General features: G+C 41.9%; 15 protein-coding genes. 12 read left to right on the forward strand and 3 right to left on the reverse strand.

Translation table 11 applies throughout. The annotated features are described in order from the left end of the window. Positions 1-28: 28 nt before the first annotated feature. Positions 29-1,127 (forward strand): peptide chain release factor 2 gene (gene prfB, locus QUF49_RS03910; RefSeq protein ID WP_289494437.1). Its coding sequence is split into 2 segments (ribosomal slippage): positions 29-91 and positions 93-1,127, totalling 1,098 coding nucleotides; the frame shifts between segments, so codons are not numbered across the junction. A gap of 285 nt (positions 1,128-1,412) precedes the next feature. On the opposite strand, the gene QUF49_RS03915 is transcribed toward prfB, so the two are convergent. Next, positions 1,413-1,565, reverse strand: a complete 153-nt coding sequence (locus tag QUF49_RS03915; RefSeq protein WP_289494438.1) for a hypothetical protein — start codon at positions 1,563-1,565, stop codon at positions 1,413-1,415. Positions 1,566-1,927: 362 nt separating this feature from the next. On the opposite strand from QUF49_RS03915, the gene QUF49_RS03920 reads away from it, so the two are divergent. The 4 genes from QUF49_RS03920 to QUF49_RS03935 all read left to right on the forward strand — a co-directional run bounded on the left by QUF49_RS03920 (position 1,928) and on the right by QUF49_RS03935 (position 8,840). Beyond that, positions 1,928-3,559 carry a PhoX family protein gene (locus QUF49_RS03920; protein ID WP_289494439.1) on the forward strand — a complete coding sequence of 544 codons (1,632 nt, stop codon included), beginning with the start codon at positions 1,928-1,930 and terminating at the stop codon, positions 3,557-3,559. Between the two features lie 30 nt (positions 3,560-3,589). Next, positions 3,590-3,775 (forward strand): twin-arginine translocase TatA/TatE family subunit, encoded by a 186-nt coding sequence (gene tatA / locus QUF49_RS03925; RefSeq protein ID WP_197129014.1) that lies wholly within the window; start codon positions 3,590-3,592, stop codon positions 3,773-3,775. Positions 3,776-4,018: 243 nt separating this feature from the next. Next, complete coding sequence (gene tatC, locus QUF49_RS03930) at positions 4,019-4,768, forward strand: twin-arginine translocase subunit TatC (RefSeq protein ID WP_425590487.1); 750 nt, start codon at positions 4,019-4,021, stop codon at positions 4,766-4,768. 292 nt (positions 4,769-5,060) lie between these two features. After that, positions 5,061-8,840 carry a S8 family peptidase gene (locus tag QUF49_RS03935; protein ID WP_289494441.1) on the forward strand — a complete coding sequence of 1,260 codons (3,780 nt, stop codon included), beginning with the start codon at positions 5,061-5,063 and terminating at the stop codon, positions 8,838-8,840. 65 nt (positions 8,841-8,905) lie between these two features. Here the strand turns inward: QUF49_RS03935 and QUF49_RS03940 are convergent, their stop codons facing one another. Continuing rightward, entirely contained in the window at positions 8,906-9,907 is a 1,002-nt protein-coding gene (locus tag QUF49_RS03940; protein ID WP_289494442.1) for a nuclease-related domain-containing protein, read from the reverse strand. Between the two features lie 447 nt (positions 9,908-10,354). Between QUF49_RS03940 and QUF49_RS03945 the strand changes: the two genes are divergently transcribed. From QUF49_RS03945 to QUF49_RS03965, 5 genes are all read left to right on the forward strand, one after another. Continuing rightward, positions 10,355-11,215, forward strand: coding sequence for a YitT family protein (locus tag QUF49_RS03945; protein ID WP_289497576.1), 861 nt, complete (start codon positions 10,355-10,357; stop codon positions 11,213-11,215). A 437-nt stretch (positions 11,216-11,652) separates the two neighbouring features. Then, positions 11,653-12,339, forward strand: a complete 687-nt coding sequence (ftsE, locus tag QUF49_RS03950) for a cell division ATP-binding protein FtsE (RefSeq protein ID WP_289494443.1) — start codon at positions 11,653-11,655, stop codon at positions 12,337-12,339. After that, positions 12,329-13,222 (forward strand): permease-like cell division protein FtsX, encoded by an 894-nt coding sequence (gene ftsX / locus QUF49_RS03955; protein ID WP_289494444.1) that lies wholly within the window; start codon positions 12,329-12,331, stop codon positions 13,220-13,222. Before ftsE ends, ftsX begins: the two co-directional genes overlap by 11 nt. 71 nt (positions 13,223-13,293) lie before the next feature. Then, positions 13,294-14,508, forward strand: coding sequence for a murein hydrolase activator EnvC family protein (locus tag QUF49_RS03960; RefSeq protein ID WP_289494445.1), 1,215 nt, complete (start codon positions 13,294-13,296; stop codon positions 14,506-14,508). Positions 14,509-14,642: 134 nt separating this feature from the next. Continuing rightward, positions 14,643-16,103 (forward strand): S41 family peptidase, encoded by a 1,461-nt coding sequence (locus tag QUF49_RS03965; protein ID WP_289494446.1) that lies wholly within the window; start codon positions 14,643-14,645, stop codon positions 16,101-16,103. Positions 16,104-16,140: 37 nt separating this feature from the next. Here the strand turns inward: QUF49_RS03965 and QUF49_RS03970 are convergent, their stop codons facing one another. Beyond that, positions 16,141-16,350, reverse strand: coding sequence for a hypothetical protein (locus tag QUF49_RS03970; RefSeq protein ID WP_289494447.1), 210 nt, complete (start codon positions 16,348-16,350; stop codon positions 16,141-16,143). A gap of 176 nt (positions 16,351-16,526) precedes the next feature. Between QUF49_RS03970 and QUF49_RS03975 the strand changes: the two genes are divergently transcribed. Both QUF49_RS03975 and QUF49_RS03980 read left to right on the forward strand, forming a co-directional pair. Then, positions 16,527-16,706 carry a hypothetical protein gene (locus tag QUF49_RS03975; protein ID WP_289494448.1) on the forward strand — a complete coding sequence of 60 codons (180 nt, stop codon included), beginning with the start codon at positions 16,527-16,529 and terminating at the stop codon, positions 16,704-16,706. Then, entirely contained in the window at positions 16,703-17,902 is a 1,200-nt protein-coding gene (locus QUF49_RS03980; protein ID WP_289494449.1) for a PDZ domain-containing protein, read from the forward strand. The genes QUF49_RS03975 and QUF49_RS03980 overlap by 4 nt, the downstream gene beginning before the upstream one ends. Positions 17,903-18,047 lie beyond the last annotated feature (145 nt).

The following is an 18,047-nucleotide window of genomic DNA, read 5'->3' on the forward strand; positions in this document are numbered from 1 at the left end:
AAGAATTATAAAATGAGGTGCAGAGAATATGGATTTAGTAGAAGTAAAACAAGAACTCAACGTGATTGAAAAACGTATCAACGACTTTAGGGGGTCTCTTTGACCTCGATTCAAAGAAAGAGCGTATCGCTGAACTTGATGAGCAGATGAGTGCACCAACGTTTTGGGATGACCAAAACGCTGCACAGGTGGTTATCAACGAAGCAAACGGATTAAAAGAACAAGTGAACGAGTTTGAAGCATTATCTTCATCGTATGAAGACTTAGAGGTTGCGCATGAGCTCGTGAAAGAAGAAGCGGATGCTGACATGCAAAAAGAGCTTGTGAAAGATTTGAAAGATCTGATCGTAAAATTAAACGAATTCGAACTTCAGCTTTTATTAAACGAGCCTTATGATAAAAACAACGCGATTCTGGAACTTCACCCAGGTGCTGGTGGTACGGAGTCTCAAGACTGGGCGTCCATGCTTCTTCGTATGTATACGCGTTATGCAGAGCGCCAAGGCTACAAAGTTGAAACATTGGATTACTTGCCAGGTGACGAAGCTGGAGTTAAATCCGTTACACTTAGCATTAAAGGGCACAACGCATATGGTTATTTGAAAGCGGAAAAAGGGGTTCACCGTCTGGTCCGTATTTCTCCTTTTGATTCGTCAGGCCGCCGTCACACGTCATTTGTTTCGTGTGAAGTGATGCCTGAAATTACAGACGATACTGAGATCGAAATCCGTACAGAGGATCTTAAGATTGATACGTATCGTGCGTCTGGAGCAGGCGGACAGCACGTTAACACGACTGACTCGGCTGTTCGTATGACACATATCCCGACGAACACGGTAGTTTCTTGTCAAACGGAGCGTTCGCAAATTAAGAACCGTGAACGCGCGATGAAGATGATGATGGCGAAACTTGTTCAGCGTCGTTTGGAAGAACAGCAGGCACAGCTTGCGGAAATCCGTGGAGAGCAGAAGGAGATCGGATGGGGGAGCCAGATTCGTTCTTACGTTTTCCATCCTTATAGTCTTGTAAAAGATCACAGAACGAATACCGAGGTAGGGAATGTGCAGTCTGTGATGGATGGCGAGATCACGCCGTTTATTGATGCTTATTTGAGATCTAAGCTGTAAAAAAACCTTTTTGTTTTGTAATGCTTCGGGGTTTTTTGAAAGTGGTTGATCTGCGCTCCAGGTGCTTCGCTTTCCGCGGGGCGACCGGTGAGCCCCTTGCCGCTTTGCGCCATTAAGGGTCTCCACCTGCCCACTCGTCCCGCAGGAGTCTCGCACCTTCCGCTCCAATCAACTTGTTGAAGGTGTTAAAAACAAAAAACATTTTTAGTCACAAGCAAGTTATGTAAGATGAAATCAAATAAATAAAAAACAAAACTTCCGGGGCATCTGCTTCCGGAAGTTTTTTTATCGTATGTGTGTAAGATCTCCCTTTTGTACGAGCTCGATCTTTCTATGTTGTCCGTCTTTTACGATCTCCACATTGCCATTTCCATAAATCCAAACCACTTGATACTCTTCACCGTTATAAACGACGAAACTCCCCACTTCTATCTGCATCACTTCACCTCTAATAAAGCTCTCTAGATAATTATACCTATTAAAAATGGAATGTATATTGGGAAAAACAAAGGAAACTTCTAACCTTTAGTATAAAGTAAATTACCCTATTTTCCCAACTTATATTTTTGATAGAGGAAATCTTCATGTGTTAAAAGGTTTGATGAAGGAATTTTTCAAGTAGAAAATTCTCTTGAATGACATCGCCAAGTATTTCCTTTTTACGTCCGCCTTAGGTTGGATTTTATAAAAAAACCAAAAACTCTTAAACGTTTGTTTAAACAACCTACATAGTGGCTTAATAGTTCGACAGTATTCTTATAGATGCAACACAATATTATCGTGTCTAGGGGGAAAACGGAGTGGAAAAGAAACCATTGGATAGAAGAACCTTTTTAACATATTTAGGAACAGGCGCTACAGCACTAGCTGCAGCTACAACGGGATTAGGTGCTTTAACGGAAACGGCTAACGCACAATCTGATAGCTTAATGCGCATGAAACCTCGAAAAAAAGGATTTAAGTTTCACCCGATCGCACCAACTGACAAAGACGATCTTGTTTTACCAAAAGGTTATAAATATGAAGTTATTGCGTCATATGGTGATGTAATTAACAAAAAAGGCGATACATTTGGATTTAATAATGACTTTACGATGTACTTTCCAATTGAAGAATCTAGTGAACATGGCCTGCTATGGGTAAACCACGAGTACACGAACCCTTTATATGTTGAAGGAGAAAAAGTAAACGGCAAATATACTCCAGCACAAATTGAAAAGATGCTTTACAACCAAGGGGGTTCCATTATTGAAGTGAAAGTGAAGAACGGTAAGTGGATGATGGAGACGAATTCGGAGTACGCTCGACGCGTAACAGGTTTAACTCCTTTCGCGCTTACAGGTCCAGCAAAAGGAACGCCAGCGGTATCTGGTGCAACAACTGCACAAGGAACTTTTGCGAACTGTTCTGGGGGACGCACGCCATGGAACACCGTTTTATCTTGTGAAGAGAACTTTGAGGATACTTCCAAAGCTGCTGGTTTAGATCAAACTCATTATGGCTGGGTAGTTGAGGTCGATCCGTTTGATCCGAACTTTAAAGTAAGAAAGCATACAGCTCTTGGCCGATTCAACCACGAAAATGCGAGCGTTGGAATCTCCAAAGACGGACGTGTTGTTGTCTATATGGGGGACGACAAAAAGGATGCTTGCGTGTACAAGTTTATAAGTAAAGGAAAATATATTGAAGCAAAAGGAAAAGACAACAGCAAGCTTTTAGAAGAAGGAACGCTTTACGCAGCTGACCTTGCAAAAGGCAAGTGGGTAGCGTTAACGATTGAAGCGGTTCGTGAAAAAGCAGCGGGGAACACAGCACTTTTAGAAAAGTTTAAAACTCAAGGCGATGTCGTCGTCAACGCACACGACGCTGCTATTCTTCTAGGTGCAACACCAACTGACCGTCCTGAAGACGTTGAGATCTCACCTCTTGACGGAACGGTGTTTATCGCACACACGAACAACGACAAGCACGGAAATATTCACGGTCACATCACTCGATTTTTTGAAAAAGACGGAGATCATGGGGCAGAGAACTTTGAATTTGAAATCTTCGCAGCCGGTGGACGTCAAAGCGGATTTAGTGCGCCTGACAACTTAACGTTTGATTCAAACGCAAACCTTTGGACGGTAACAGATATTTCTTCAAGCAAGTTGAATTCTGACGCTTGGACAAGCTTTGGGAACAACGGAATGTTTATGATTCCAACGGTTGGGCGAGACCAAGGCGTAGCGTTCCAATTCGCATCTGCACCAAAAGAAGCGGAACTAACTGGACCATCTTTCACACCAAACGAAAGATCATTGTTCTTGAGCATCCAGCATCCAGGAGAAGAAACAGAAGATAAGGCAAATCCTACAAGCACATGGCCGCAAGTACGCGGAGGCAATATGCCAAGACCATCTGTTGTTGCGATCACTGGATTTAAGTTTTAATGGTTAACACATTTTAAGGAGGCGATCTATATGGGTTTCACTAACATCGGAGTACCAGGATTGATTCTGATTTTAATCATTGCCCTTATTATCTTTGGGCCATCTAAGCTGCCGGAGATCGGACGAGCATTCGGAAGCACGCTTCGCGAGTTCAAGCATTCCGCAAAAGATCTTATGTCTTCTGATGAAAAAGAAGAAAAGCCGCAGTCTAAATAAAGAGTAGTATTGAGTGAAGATGCGGGCACGGTTACAAGTCCGCATCTTTTCTTATCACCCATGAGGGTTGCGAGCCGAAACTTTTGGATTGAAGCCGAAACTCGTGGATTGCGAGCCTAAACTCGTGGATTGAAAGCCAGAACTCGTGGATTGGAAGCCAAAACTTCTGGATTGGGAGCAGAAACAACCGAATTCAGTACCGTAATTAATAGAAAGGAGGCCATTTGGGTGAAAGCAGAAGAGATGTATTTTGTAGAACACCTAGGGGAGCTCAGAAAACGTATCATCATCACGCTCGCCGTTTTCATAACCGTACTTTCCGTATCCTTTTTTTACGTACAGCCCATCTATGACTGGCTGATCCGTGATCTCGATCAACAGCTGGCCGTTCTTGGACCAAGCGAAATTCTCTGGGTATATTTTATGATCTCGGGTGTGATCGCCATCGCGTTTACCATTCCTGTTGCCGCGCATCAAACGTGGATGTTTATTAAACCGGCACTGAGTAAAAGAGAGCAAAAGGTAACACTATCGTATATTCCCGCACTTTTTTTCTTGTTTTTGTTAGGATTATCGTTCGGGTATTTTATCGTGTATCCGATGGTATTAAACTTTTTGCTAGGTTTGTCAGAAGGTCATTTTCAAACCTTTTTTACATCGGAAAAATACTTCAAGTTCATGATGAATCTCACACTGCCGTTCGGATTTCTCTTTGAGATTCCACTTGTGGTGATGTTCCTGACATCGCTCGGCATCTTAAATCCTCACGTGCTCACAAAGGCGAGAAAAGTCTCGTATTTTGGTCTTGTGGTGATTGCCGTCTTGATCACACCGCCGGACCTGGTTTCGGATTTCCTTGTCGTCATTCCACTTCTCGTACTTTATGAGATCAGTATCATGCTATCGAGAGTCGTATACAAAAAGAAGCTAGCAAAAGAACAATTTGCTAATGATGAGGAAAATAAAGTCGTACGGATGCGACGTCCTTCATAAAAGAGAATGATTCTTAGAACCCCTGTGCAATTAGCCAGGGGTTCTTTTGTGCTAAAAAATTTGGGTTAATTTTTAAAAGGATTGATGCGGGGACTGGGTCTTTTATTAGAACTTTTTTACTAGATTTAAACGGATAACGAAGCGTAATTATCCCAATTGAGTGGTGAGCTGAGGGATGTGATAATTCTAGTAACCTTTTATTTTAATCGGGAGGTGGACGTTCTGGATAATTTCCCTGATCTACGCTAAGAAATGCCTTAATAGATAGCTGGTCAAAAAGAGGAGGAGAAAGATGGAAAGAAAACCAAGGATTCCACGTTTGGCTGCAATTGCACTTTCAACATCATTGTTAGTTTCCCCTACGTTAGGAACGAAAGCGGAGACCTTCATCAAACAAGCTTCAGGTAGTTACATAGAAGCAGAAGCGGAACAAACTACAATACCTACTGTGAAACATGAACCTGCTGCAAACGGTGAACATACGATTACACTGATTACAGGTGATGTTGTTAAAGTAACTGATCTTGGAGATGGAAAAAGCACGATTGAAGTAACACCGGCAGATGGAGTAGAAGATCGGACACGTATTCTTACCGTGGGTAAAGAGACGTTTGTCATTCCTGAGACTGCTATGACGTATATCGCAGAAGGTCAGATAGATGATGATCTGTTCAATATTACAAAATTGATTGAAAATGGCTATACCGATTCGGAGGTGTCTAGTCTTCCTTTGATCGTTGAGTATAAATCTGAAAAAACAGCCCGAACGCTAGCTCTTCAGCCTAAAGAAATCGCAGGATCCAAACGTACTCGAACGTTAGAAAGTATTGACGGGGCAGCTGTATCTGCTGAAAAAGGAAAAGTGAAGCAGTTTTGGCATGCAATTTCGGCTGATCTAGGAGCAGAGGACCTTAAAGAAAAGGCAGCCTTGCCTCAGCTTCAGCAAGGGATTGAAAAGATTTGGCTAGATGGAAAAGTAGAAGCAGCCCTTGATCAAAGTGTTCCGCAAGTCGGTGCTCCGATTGCATGGGAAGCTGGCTATGACGGTACAGGTACAACGGTTGCCGTACTTGATACCGGAATCGATACCAATCATCCTGATGTTGCTGGCAAGATCAAATATACAAAGAATTTTGTGCCTGGCGAAGATATTAATGACTACAATTCACATGGGACGCATGTCGCTTCAACCGTCCTGGGAACAGGCGAAGCTTCAACGGGTAAGATGAAAGGTGTTGCTCCAGGAGCACACCTAGTCGTTGGTAAAGTTTTGGGCAATAACGGAAATGGACAAAATTCTTGGATCATTGACGGAATGGAATGGGCTGCACAGCATGCCGACGTTGTAACAATGAGCTTGGGCTCGCAAGACGCAAGTGACGGAAAAGACCCGGTTTCACAAGCTCTGAATGAAATCAGTGAAGAAACCGGAACACTCTTTGTCGTAGCTGCAGGTAACCGCGGCGGCCAAAGCACGATTGGATACCCAGGTGCGGCAGATAAAGCACTGACGGTTGGTGCCGTTTCAAAAACGGATCAGCTAGCAAGCTTCTCTTCAAGAGGGCCGCGTTTAGGAGACAAAGCGATTAAACCTGATTTAGCAGCACCTGGGGTTGGTATTGTCGCAGCACGCTCTCAATATGCTAGCGGAAGCGGTTTATATACATCAAAAAATGGAACATCCATGGCTACTCCGCACGTTGCTGGCGCAGCAGCTATTTTAAAACAAAAATACCCAGCATGGACAGGCAAGCAGATTAAAGATGCACTGATAAGCACAACAAAAGAACTTTCAGCTTATAAGCCATCTGAAGTAGGTGCAGGCCGTTTAGATGTACCAGCTTCCCTTAATGGAGTATATGCTACGGGATCCGTACATTTTGGTTTCTTTGACTGGCCACATGATGAAACAGAAGCAGTAAAGAAAACCGTAACCTATCACAATGATCGTGATGAAGCGGTGACGTTAGACCTGGCAACAAACTTTAAAGATGCAAGCGGCAATCCTGCTCCTGCTGGAATGTTAACGCTATCAACTAATAAGGTTACGGTTCCAGCTAAAGGGGAAGCATCTGTCACGGTTTCTGCGGATATTAAACTCGGACTTGCTGGAGCGCAGTACAACGGATATGTAACAGCAAGTACAGCGGGCAAAAAAATAGCTCATACGACTTTAAGTATGATTAAAGAAGAAGAGCGGTATAACTTAACGTTAAAAGCAATCGATCGTGATGGTTCTGAAATTTCAACTCAGTCTCTCATTTACAGCCCTGAATGGGGTTACCGTTATGTGATGGTAAGAGGAGCTACAGAACTAAGATTACCGCCAGGCACCTATTCGGTTACTTCAGCGATGTTTGTAGATGAGGATACCGATCATATGGGAGTCGCATTGGTTGGAGATCCTGAACTAGAACTGTACGAAGATAAAACTCTCGAGTTAGATGGCAGAAAAGCAAATGAAGTAAAATTTGAAGCACCGAAGAAAACAGAAACTGTCTATCGAACGATGAAATACATGCGTACGATAGGGGATATTCCGTTTGGCGATCAGTGGATGCTTCCTATAACAGCTGATCATATGTACGTTCAGCCATTTGAAAAGGTGAAGAATGGAACGTTTAAATTTACAGCGCGCAAACGTTTAATTACTCCTCGTATCGAAATAAATTTTAAAGGGAAAGTACTTGATGATCTTGTTCAACTACATGCTACACCATTTAAGGGAAACTTTAGCTTAAAAACCGTTTATGCAGGCAAAGGCTCTGCAGCTGATTATGAGAACATCGATGCCAAAGGAAAAGCGGTTATCATCAAACGCAGCGATGAAGTGACAGCATATGATAGAGGTCAAGCTGCAATTGCGGCAGGAGCAAAGCTTCTCATCGTCGTGAATGATAAGGAAGAAGAATTAATGGAGGCTTATCAAAACGTTAATATCAGCTATGATGCGATTCCTTTAACGATAACATCACTCAGCAGTACAGAGGGAGATGAGCTGATTGAAGCAGTAAAAACAAGCAACCTGACGCTTCCTGTTCAAGGTTCAGGATATGCTCCTTATTTGTACGATCTAAACAAAGTTTACGATAACGAAATACCTGATAAGGAATTGGTATATGCTCCTACAACAAGTGAGCTGGCTAAAATTGATACTAAATTCCACTCTGATCGAAACACACCTGCTGATGAATGGCGTTTTGAACTTCAAAATGGTGTGGATCGCAAACTTCGCTGGGACCCGATGGCATTCCCGATTGAGCGCGAAGAATGGGTAACACCGGAAGACAGCACATGGTATCAAAAAGTAGGGATAACCGATGAATTCTGGGAGATGAGAGGCGAACCAACGCAATACAAGGCTGGAGACCGTCTTGAGCATAGCTATTACGGACCAGTTGTACGTCCTGGGTTTGGTAAGAGCCACTTCTATCCATACCGAGAAAATAGTAAATTTTATTTTAACGTTCCAGCTTGGGCTGATTCTGAAGACACGCATACGGGTTTCCACGACCCTGCCGTATTGGATAATACAATAATGAAACTCTATCAAGGATCAACCCTGATGGATCAGAAAAAGGGCCAAGGATTTAACACGAATAAAAATTATACCTTTGATCGAACGCAATATCGCTTAGTAGCAGATTCGCACCGATCTGAGGAACGATGGAATACATCTAATAAAACGCATACGGAATGGACGTTCTGGTCAGACTGGTCAACTTCATATGGTTATCGTACGATCGTTCCTTTAATAGAGATCGACTATGATATCAAAACAAACCTAGCAGGTGAAGTGGCAGCTGCAAGTACTTCAAAGCTTACTTTAACACCATCACATATGCCAGATGCTAAAGGGGCAGGAAATATCAAAGGTGCAGCTCTTGATGTTTCGTTTGACGAAGGAAAGTCATGGGAAAAAGTAGAGGTTCAGCAAGAAGGCAGCAAGTGGATCGCTTCGATTAAACATCCGTTTAATCCTGGTGGTTCAGTATCCCTCCGTGCAAGTGCGTGGGATGATGCAGAAAATAAGATTGAGCAGGAAATCCTTAAGGCGTATCGTTTAAAATGATATTGGGTTTTCAATATCGTATAGATGATGCACCTCAGCCAAGATAATTGTTTGTTCAATAGCCACTAAGGAAGCAGGTCTTCTTTAGTGGTTATATTTTTGACCAGGTCGTCTAGATGATAGATGCGAGATTTTCGGTTGCCGGTGAACGGGAGGTTGAGAGATTTTAGAATGTGATAACCTTGACTGGTTGAAGGCAAGTTGAGGAATTCTTTACATTTCTTGTTGGTTATCGTCATGGAAACGAGAAGCGCATAATCTAGTAATGCCGATTCGTGAGCATTTTTATATACTTTTCTGCACTTTGAACAATACCAACTTCTTTGGAGACGTTTTAAAAATGCCATATCACATTTCGGACAAAACACACCTTTTAATAGAGAGTCAGGATTGATTTGAAACTTTTGGCACACATCGGGGTTTTCAGGTGTGTGATGTTTTAAAAGATGCTTAATTATTCTTTTTATTTCTTTTGCTTGGAGTATTTCTTTTTGGTGTTTGTTGCTTACCTCATCAAATTTAGAAACTATCCCTGAGCTTTTTATTATTTTCGAGCGAGCTTCTTTATAGGCAGGAGAGAATTCTGTTATCGTAGTTGGATTCGTAATTACCACGAGGGATTCGATAGGTATAGTCAGAGATTTGAGATTTTTTAAAATAGACATCAAGTGATAAGACTGTCGTTTCACTTGCTCAACCGGGTTATCAAACCCTTCTCGTTGAGCATTATACGTTCGAATCATAGGATCATAGGAGCTCTCAAAATATAAGTGTCCGGCGATATTCTTACATTCAATAATAAGAAGAAAGTTCGGTGTAATAATAAGTGTGTCCATTTGAAAAAAGTAATCTTGATGCAAAATCCTTAATCCATGAAGAATACTGAGGTTGTTTGGTGGCAAGTAACGATAAAAATAATCCATAGACTGTTCACCGCGATAGCCAGAAACAAATTTTCTGAGTGCATCGCGAATTTCTTCTCTTTTTTCATCCAAAAGAGGTGATCGCTTTAAAAGTGACTCCAACTTATTAATAATAATGGGCTGAGAACGGTGTTTTATTATCAAAATGAGCCTCCTGATACACTTTTTTTCTATTTTGAAGGTTCTTCGGAAGGCGAACAAACGTTAAAATAGCCATTTACAGCAGGTTGAGATCATGGATTTTATGGTGACCTGCATTATATTCACGATAATTAAAATATATTCACGTTAATTTCAATAATTTCACGTTAATCTAATTATATTCACGTTAATTGAATTAATTTCACGTTAGTCGATTTTTCGACATACCTCAACAAGTTGCGACACCAGAACAAATCACACTAGCGCCACCGAGTTCGCCAGCACCCCTAACAGAACATCACTTCAAACCCACTTCACCTCATCACCGCGGCACTAAGGTCGCATTTACAAGGGTATACTGTGATTGGTATACTTTTTTCGGCTAAAATGAAATTGAAAAGAAATTCCTTATGAAAGTTTGAGGGTTAACAGACAGCGATGATGATGGCAATGCGAAAACGACGCGGGATTTTACACCCAACGGTTGAACTTATTTTAGAATATGTATATGTAGTGATTGGATCAGGGCTCGTGGCACTGGCTTTCTCGGTGTTCTTGCTGCCAAACCAGATTGCCTCTGGCGGCGTGAGCGGAATATCGACGATTCTATACGGACTCTTTCAATGGAAACCTTCTATTGTGCAGTGGAGTTTAAACATTCCGCTTTTCTTTGCGGGTCTCTTTTTCCTAGGCAGACGATTCGGTGCGAAAACGCTTGTTGGAACGATTGTGCTTCCGTTCTTCGTCTTTATTTTTGAAGAGTGGGGGGCGGCGACGGAAGATCCGTTGCTTGGAGCGATTTTCGGCGGACTTGGGATTGGAGCGGGACTTGGAATCGTATTCCGAGGAAAAGCTTCCACTGGTGGTGTTGACCTGCTTGCTCAGATCGTCCACAAATACACTGGAGCATCACTCGGATCGATCATTCTCCTTATTGACGGTACGATTGTTACAGCATCAGCACTTTTCTTCGGAATCGAGCAAGCACTGTATGCACTGATCGCGATGTTCATTACGGCGAAAACAATAGATGTGGTGCAGATCGGACTCGGTACGACGAAAATGGCGCTTATCATTTCTGATCAAGAAGATGAGCTGCGTCAAGGGATTCTTACACACATCTATCGCGGCGTTACGAAGATTAATGCTTTTGGCGGTTATACGCAAGATGAACGTCCGATGCTGATGGTGGTTGTGGCACAATATGAAGTTACGAAATTAAAACAATATGTAAAAAGCGTGGATCCATCCGCCTTCGTTATCGTTGTTAACGCGAACGAGGTGCTAGGAGAAGGATTCAAACGTGGTTAAATTCCAGCCGAAACGCAACTCGGCTGGTTTTTCTATTTTACTGGGACTTTTGTCACGAATGTGCCCTTCTTACTACAAATAACCCCGTCTTAACCGATAAAAGACAGCGTATAACACGTTAAATTAGGACTAAATCTTATTTCAATGGTCGACTTTAGGACCTGAGTGTCGAAAAGTTTATCTGCAGGTTTTTTGTGATTATGAAGGATTAAAGCGAATCGTGTCGTATTTTTGATACTACAGAATCTAGAAATCATGACCATTGTCCCTTGAATGAGGGAAGATGAAACACAACTGTAATAAAATTGTCAGTTACAGATGTTATAATAGTTATTGCGGAAAAAAACTGACATTTATCGCGCTATTGTCGAAAGACTTCTATATATAGTTGATGAATAGGGAAATATTTTTTTGGGGTAGTAAGGAAGTGATTTAGATTGATAGAAATGATTGATGTATGGAAAACATATCCGAACGGTGTTATGGCACTCAACGGAATTGACGTCTACATAGATAAAGGTGAATTTGTATATGTAGTCGGACCAAGTGGTGCTGGTAAATCTACATTTATAAAATGTATGTATCGAGAAGAAAAGCCAACACAGGGTTCTATTATTATTAACGGCACGAACCTTGCTAAAGTAAAAGAAAGACAAATTCCTAAAGTACGCAGAAAGATGGGCGTAATCTTCCAGGACTTTAAACTATTACCGCGTTTAACGGTATATGAAAACGTAGCATTTGCACTTGAAGTTATCGAAGAATCGCCAAAAGTGATCAGAGAACGTGTTATGGAAGTTCTTGATCTCGTAAAACTGAAAAACAAAGCGCGCATGTTCCCGGACGAACTATCTGGTGGAGAGCAGCAGCGTGTATCCATCGCACGTTCTATTGTGAATCACCCGCCAGTTGTTATAGCGGATGAGCCGACAGGTAACCTTGATCCTGAAACAGCTTGGGAGATCATGGACATCTTTAAAGAGATCAATGCCCGTGGAACGACAGTTGTTATGGCAACTCACAATAAAGAAATCGTAAATACAATCACAAAGCGCGTAATTGCCATTGAAGGCGGCCGAATTGTACGTGATGAGGCGAAGGGGGATTACGGCTATGAAGATTAGAACATTAAAACGACATTTTGTTGAAGCATTCAAGAGCATGGGAAGAAACGGCTGGATGTCCTTTGCTTCCATCTCTGCAGTAACGGTAACATTGCTTTTAGTTAGTGTATTCTTGGCCATTCTTTTGAACATTAACTTTATTGCAAGTCAGATAGAAGACGATGTTCAGATTAGAGCGTATATCGAAAGAACTGAAAAGCCTGAGAACTATGCGGCTTACCAAAAAGACCTCGAGAAACTTGATAAAGTGAAAACGGTAGAGTACCAATCAAAAGAAGAAGGTCTTGATGAATTGATTGAAAGTCTTGGAGATGAAGGGGAAGCCTTTTCATCACTAAAAAATGAGAACCCATTGCGAGATGCGTTTATCATTTATACCGAAAAGCCGCAAGATACGGCTGCAGTTGCAAAAGAAGTTGATAAGCTAAAATTTGTAAACAAAGTTGAGTATGGAAAAGGGACAGTCGAAAAACTATTTAAAGTTACGGATGTTGCCCGCAACGTTGGGATTGTACTCGTGTTAGGACTAGTATTCACAGCGATGTTCCTTATCTCAAATACGATAAAATTAACGATTGTTACACGACGCCGCGAGATTGAAATTATGAAACTCGTTGGTGCGACAAATGGATTTATCCGCTGGCCGTTCTTCATTGAAGGATTTGCTCTAGGTGTAGCCGGTGCTTTCCTTCCAATAATCGTGATCGCGGTTGGATATCAAGCCATTTTCGATATCGTGAATCAAAAATTAGGGACAGTATTTATTGAGCTATTGCCAGTAACACCGCTTATCCCTCAGCTATCACTATTGATGCTGTTAATCGGTGGAGTTATCGGCGTATGGGGAAGCTTAACGTCTGTCCGTAAATTCTTGAAGATTTAAGTAAAGATCGCAGAAATAAAGAAATCCAAGAAAAACGAAACAACTCAATAGGGGTTAGGGGAGGAAAACGAATGAAAAGGAAAGTGGTTGGAACAGTGCTATCGTTAAGTTTGGCACTGGGCGCTTTTACCGTGTATCACTCTGAATCCGTCGTTCACGCGGAATCTTTATCAAGCATCAAGAAAAAACAACAAGAAAATGCAAAGAAAGCTAAGGACTCACAAGCTAAGCTGGATGCTAACAAAAGCAGTCAAGCTGCTGTAGAACAAGAAATCGCACGAATCGATCAGGTTTCTACTGACACAGATTTAAAAATTCAGACAAAGCAAACTGAGATAACGAAAACAAAAACAGAGATTTCAGTATTAAAAGGTGAAATCGCAGTCGTTCAAAAGCGAATCGACGAGCGTGACAAACTTTTAAAAGAACGTGTTAATTCGATGTATGAATCAGGCGGAGCTGTTTCTTACTTAGAAGTTGTTCTAGGTTCGAAAGACTTTGGTGATTTTTTAGATCGTGTTCTAGCATTGAACATGATTGCAGAACAAGACCGCCAGCTTTTAGAAGAACAGAAGAAAGATAAAGAACTTCTTGAAGTAAAGATGGCATCTGTTGAGAAGAAACTAAACAATCTTCAACAAGCGATGCAAGAATTGCAAAAACTTCAGCAGCAGTTAAAAGCTCAAATGGCGGAAAAAGCGCGTTTGATGGCTTCTCTTGAAAAAGAAGAAGACCAACTTCATGCAGAAGCACACAAGATTGAAAATGAAGGTGCCCTTCTAAAAGCACAGGAAGACGCATTCCGTGCTGAGCAGGCACGTGCAGCGGCAAGGGAAAAAGCGGCTCGTGAATCTTCATCTAGTGGTTCAGCTCCATCTACGGGACCTGTTTCAGGTAACGGCATGATCATCAAACCAGCAGCTGGACGTGTGACTTCTGGCTTTGGTAACAGAAGCAGCGGTATGCATGAAGGTATTGATATCGCGCAAGCTGGAACGGTTCCAATCTATGCAGCAGCTGATGGAACAGTTATTAAATCAGAATACTCATCATCTTATGGAAACGTTGTTTATATTTCTCACTCGATTGGCGGGCAGCAATGGACGACGGTATACGCTCATATGAGCAGCCGTGCTGTACAGGGTGGATCTGTTTCAAAAGGCCAGTTCCTTGGAAACATGGGGAACACGGGACATTCATTTGGTCAGCACTTACACTTTGAGCTTCATAAAGGACCTTGGAATGCAGGAAAAACAAATGCTGTAAATCCTGCGGCATACTGGTAAAATAAACACATAAAGTAAACAAGCTATTCATATAGTGAAGTAGGAGACAGGCTGTTGCCTAAAGACTCTTACAATGGAAGGCATCGCACTTTGCAGGGTGTGATGCCTTTTCCTGCAAAAACGAGGTGAGCAGAATGAACGTAAATAAAAAAATGTTGGCCCTGCTGATTGTTCTTTCCTTGCTTGTTGGTGCTGGTGGAATGTATGGTTCGATGGCACTGTTTGGTAACGATTCAAAGTATGTTCAGAATGGTGAAGTAAACGATCTGCCAAAAGCGAAAACGAAGCTTAACAGTGACGAAGAGTTCGCCAAGCTCCAAAAGACGTATGAAATCATCTCTTCTCGATATGTGGAAGACGTTGATCGTGACAAGCTGCTAGAAGGTGCCATTCAAGGAATGGTCAAAACATTAAAAGATCCATACTCCGTTTATATGGATGAAGAAACAGCTAGTCAGTTTTCACAATCGCTGGATTCTTCTTTTGAAGGAATCGGTGCAGAAGTGAGCATGGTTGACGGCAAAGTAACGATCGTTGCGCCTTTCAAAGACTCTCCTGCAGAAAAAGCAGGTCTTAAGCCGAACGACCAAATTATCACGATAGACGGGAAAAGTGTGGAAGGCCTTGATCTTTATAAAGCCGTATTAAAAATTCGCGGTGAAAAAGGATCTGTCGTTACACTTGGCGTAAAGCGCAGCGGTGTTAGTGATGTGATGCCGATTAAAGTTACACGTGACGAGATTCCGATCGAAACCGTTTATTCTGATATTGAAGAAGTAAAAGGCAAAAAGATTGGTGTTCTTGAAATTACGTCGTTCTCTGAAAAAACAGGATCTGATTTTAAAAAGCACCTAACAGACCTTGAAAAACAAAAGATTGACGGACTTGTGATCGACGTGCGTGGAAATCCTGGCGGCTACTTAGAAGCGGTTGACAGCATCCTTCGCCAGATCATTCCTGAGAACAAACCTTTTGTTCAGATTGAAGACCGAAAAGGAAACAAAGAGCGCTATGTTTCCACGTTAAAAGAAAAGAAAGACTATCCAATCGTTGGTCTGATTGACAAAGGAAGTGCATCCGCTTCTGAAATCCTTGCAGCTGCCTTACAAGAAGGCGGAAGTTACGAACTTGTTGGTGAGAAATCATTCGGTAAAGGTACCGTTCAACAATCGATCGATCTTGGAGATGGGTCGAACATCAAGCTGACGCTGTTTAAATGGTTAACGCCTGATGGCAACTGGATACACAAAAAAGGTGTAAAACCTACTTATGAAGTGAAGCAGCCAGAATACTTCTACACGAACCCGATTGCCATTGAGAAAAAATCATTAGAGTTCGATATGAACAACGAACAAGTGAAGAACGCTCAAATCATGTTGAACGGGCTAGGCTTCCAAACTGGAAGAGAAGATGGCTATTTTGATGAAAAGACACAGTCTGCTGTAACTGCATTCCAGCGTGCCAACAATTTGCCGGCGACAGGGAAAGTAGATGCGAAGACAGCTGGCAAGATGGAGTCTAAGGTCATTGATTCGATACGTGATGATAAGAATGATGTTCAGCGCAAAACTGCTATCGAATTGCTTGCAAAATAAGGGATAATGGCAGGAAAAAACAACTGAAACACGAATACTATCCGTAGAGGAAATTATTCTCTGCGGATTTTTTTTTGGGTGAAGCGTTGTTGTTTTTGGAAGAGGTTGAAATGAGTTTAAAAACCTTTTGGAAGACGTTGATTTCCGTTCCAGATGCTCGCTTTCCGCGGGGCAGGCGGTGAGCCACATTCGCACGTTTTACTCTTAAGTGTCTCACCTGCCCGCCTGTCCCGCAGGAGTCTCGCATCTTCCGCTCCAATCAACTTTTCAATGGAGCCTCTACAGAAACTAAATTGCAATCTTTAGAAAGCAATCTTGAGATAGTTTTCCTTGTTAGCTTTCACCATTAGCTCTTATCGAATAAATAATGAACAAGTAATTAATTAAAGAAAATCCTTTGAAATCGTTAAAGGGGTAAAACAAATGCAATCATTGAATGTTGGGGATCTTGTTTTTCAGCTGATGTCTTTTTTAGTACTTATTGCGATTATTACCGGAGTTGGTTTGTTGGTGAAACGAGCTGTTGCTACGGATCGAAGGCTGAAAAGAATTGAAGAAAAAGTGGATGAAATAAATGACGAGAAAAGGAGAGAACGCCCATGACAGACACCTTTGTGAAAGAATTACTTCAGGGCATGGGGTTGCTTTTTTTACACCCGCTTTTTTATGGTTTTATACTAGTGGCTTTTTTAATCGGTTTAAAACGTGTAAAAAGGGAGCGAAAAGAATTTAAAGTCAGGGTGCACCCTGTAATTGATAATCTTATCTTTTCTCTTTTGCCAGGAATACTGATCGGACTCATCGGCTCAGTGATCTTTGTAGCTGCAGGTGTAACATTGCCACTTGGCATGATGGCTTTAATCGGTCTTATGTATATTGTTCTAGGCTTAACATTTAAAACGCGATTTTTAAACCCTGCGTATGCCTTAAGTTTAGCGGCAGTCGTTGGTCTTGTTCTACCGCCATTTGAATCTGGTATTTCATTTTTAGACAAATGGATCTTGGATATTCAAGAAACACCACTTGATTCATTAGCCGTCATTATCGGTGTGCTTTTGGTTCAAGAAGGTATATTGGTTATGTGGAAAGGTGCAGATCGTACATCACCTCGTCTGTTTAAAGGGAAAAGAGGGCATTATATCGGAGCTCATGAGGCAACAAGATTTTGGATTGTTCCTCAGTTTCTCGTTCTGCCTGTCGGTTCGATTCCTGTATTGGACTGGTGGCCATTGTTTCCGATGGGAGCGGTCGGTTTTTCGTTCTTTCTCGTTCCGTTTGCGATTGGATACCGTCAGCTTGTAACGCATACACTTCCGGCTGAAGCGATCAAACACCTTGGTAAGCAAGTCTTGCTTTTAGGTGTCATCGTAACGGGGATTGCGGCTGTTGGGCATTTTTATGAATTGCCGCTTCTTGTTGCAATTGCGATTGCTGCGGGTCTTGCGGGCCGTGAGCTTATTACTCTTGTAACCAGTCAGCGTGATGACACGAGACCTTCATTTTTTGTACCGCGTGACAGAGGGGTAATGATTCTTTCTGTTGTACCAGGAACACCTGCCGCAAAAATGGGGTTGAAAGTTGGCGAAGTGATCGTGAAAGTAAACGGTGTAACGCTTTCGCACGATTCAAGTCTATATAGAGCACTTCAAATTAATGCTGCGTATTGTAAGCTTGAAGTATTGGATCTGAACGGCGAAATTCGTTTCGTTCAAGGATCGCTTTACCAGAACGAGCACCATCAGCTCGGTGTGCTTCTTGTTCATGATGTTGTGGACCGGAATGCAGCGGTAGGGGACTAATCTAGTTTTTCATTTCATTTAACCGGAATCCAAAATTTTTACAATTTATTGGAATCAAATAATTGTTATAAGAAGGGCTCATTTAAGGTGAGTCCTTTTTTAATTTAGATAATCAACAATCGGGCCAGATATTTGTGTAGTGCGA

It is taken from the genome of Fictibacillus sp. b24 (assembly GCF_030348825.1).
Taxonomy (GTDB): domain Bacteria; phylum Bacillota; class Bacilli; order Bacillales; family Fictibacillaceae; genus Fictibacillus.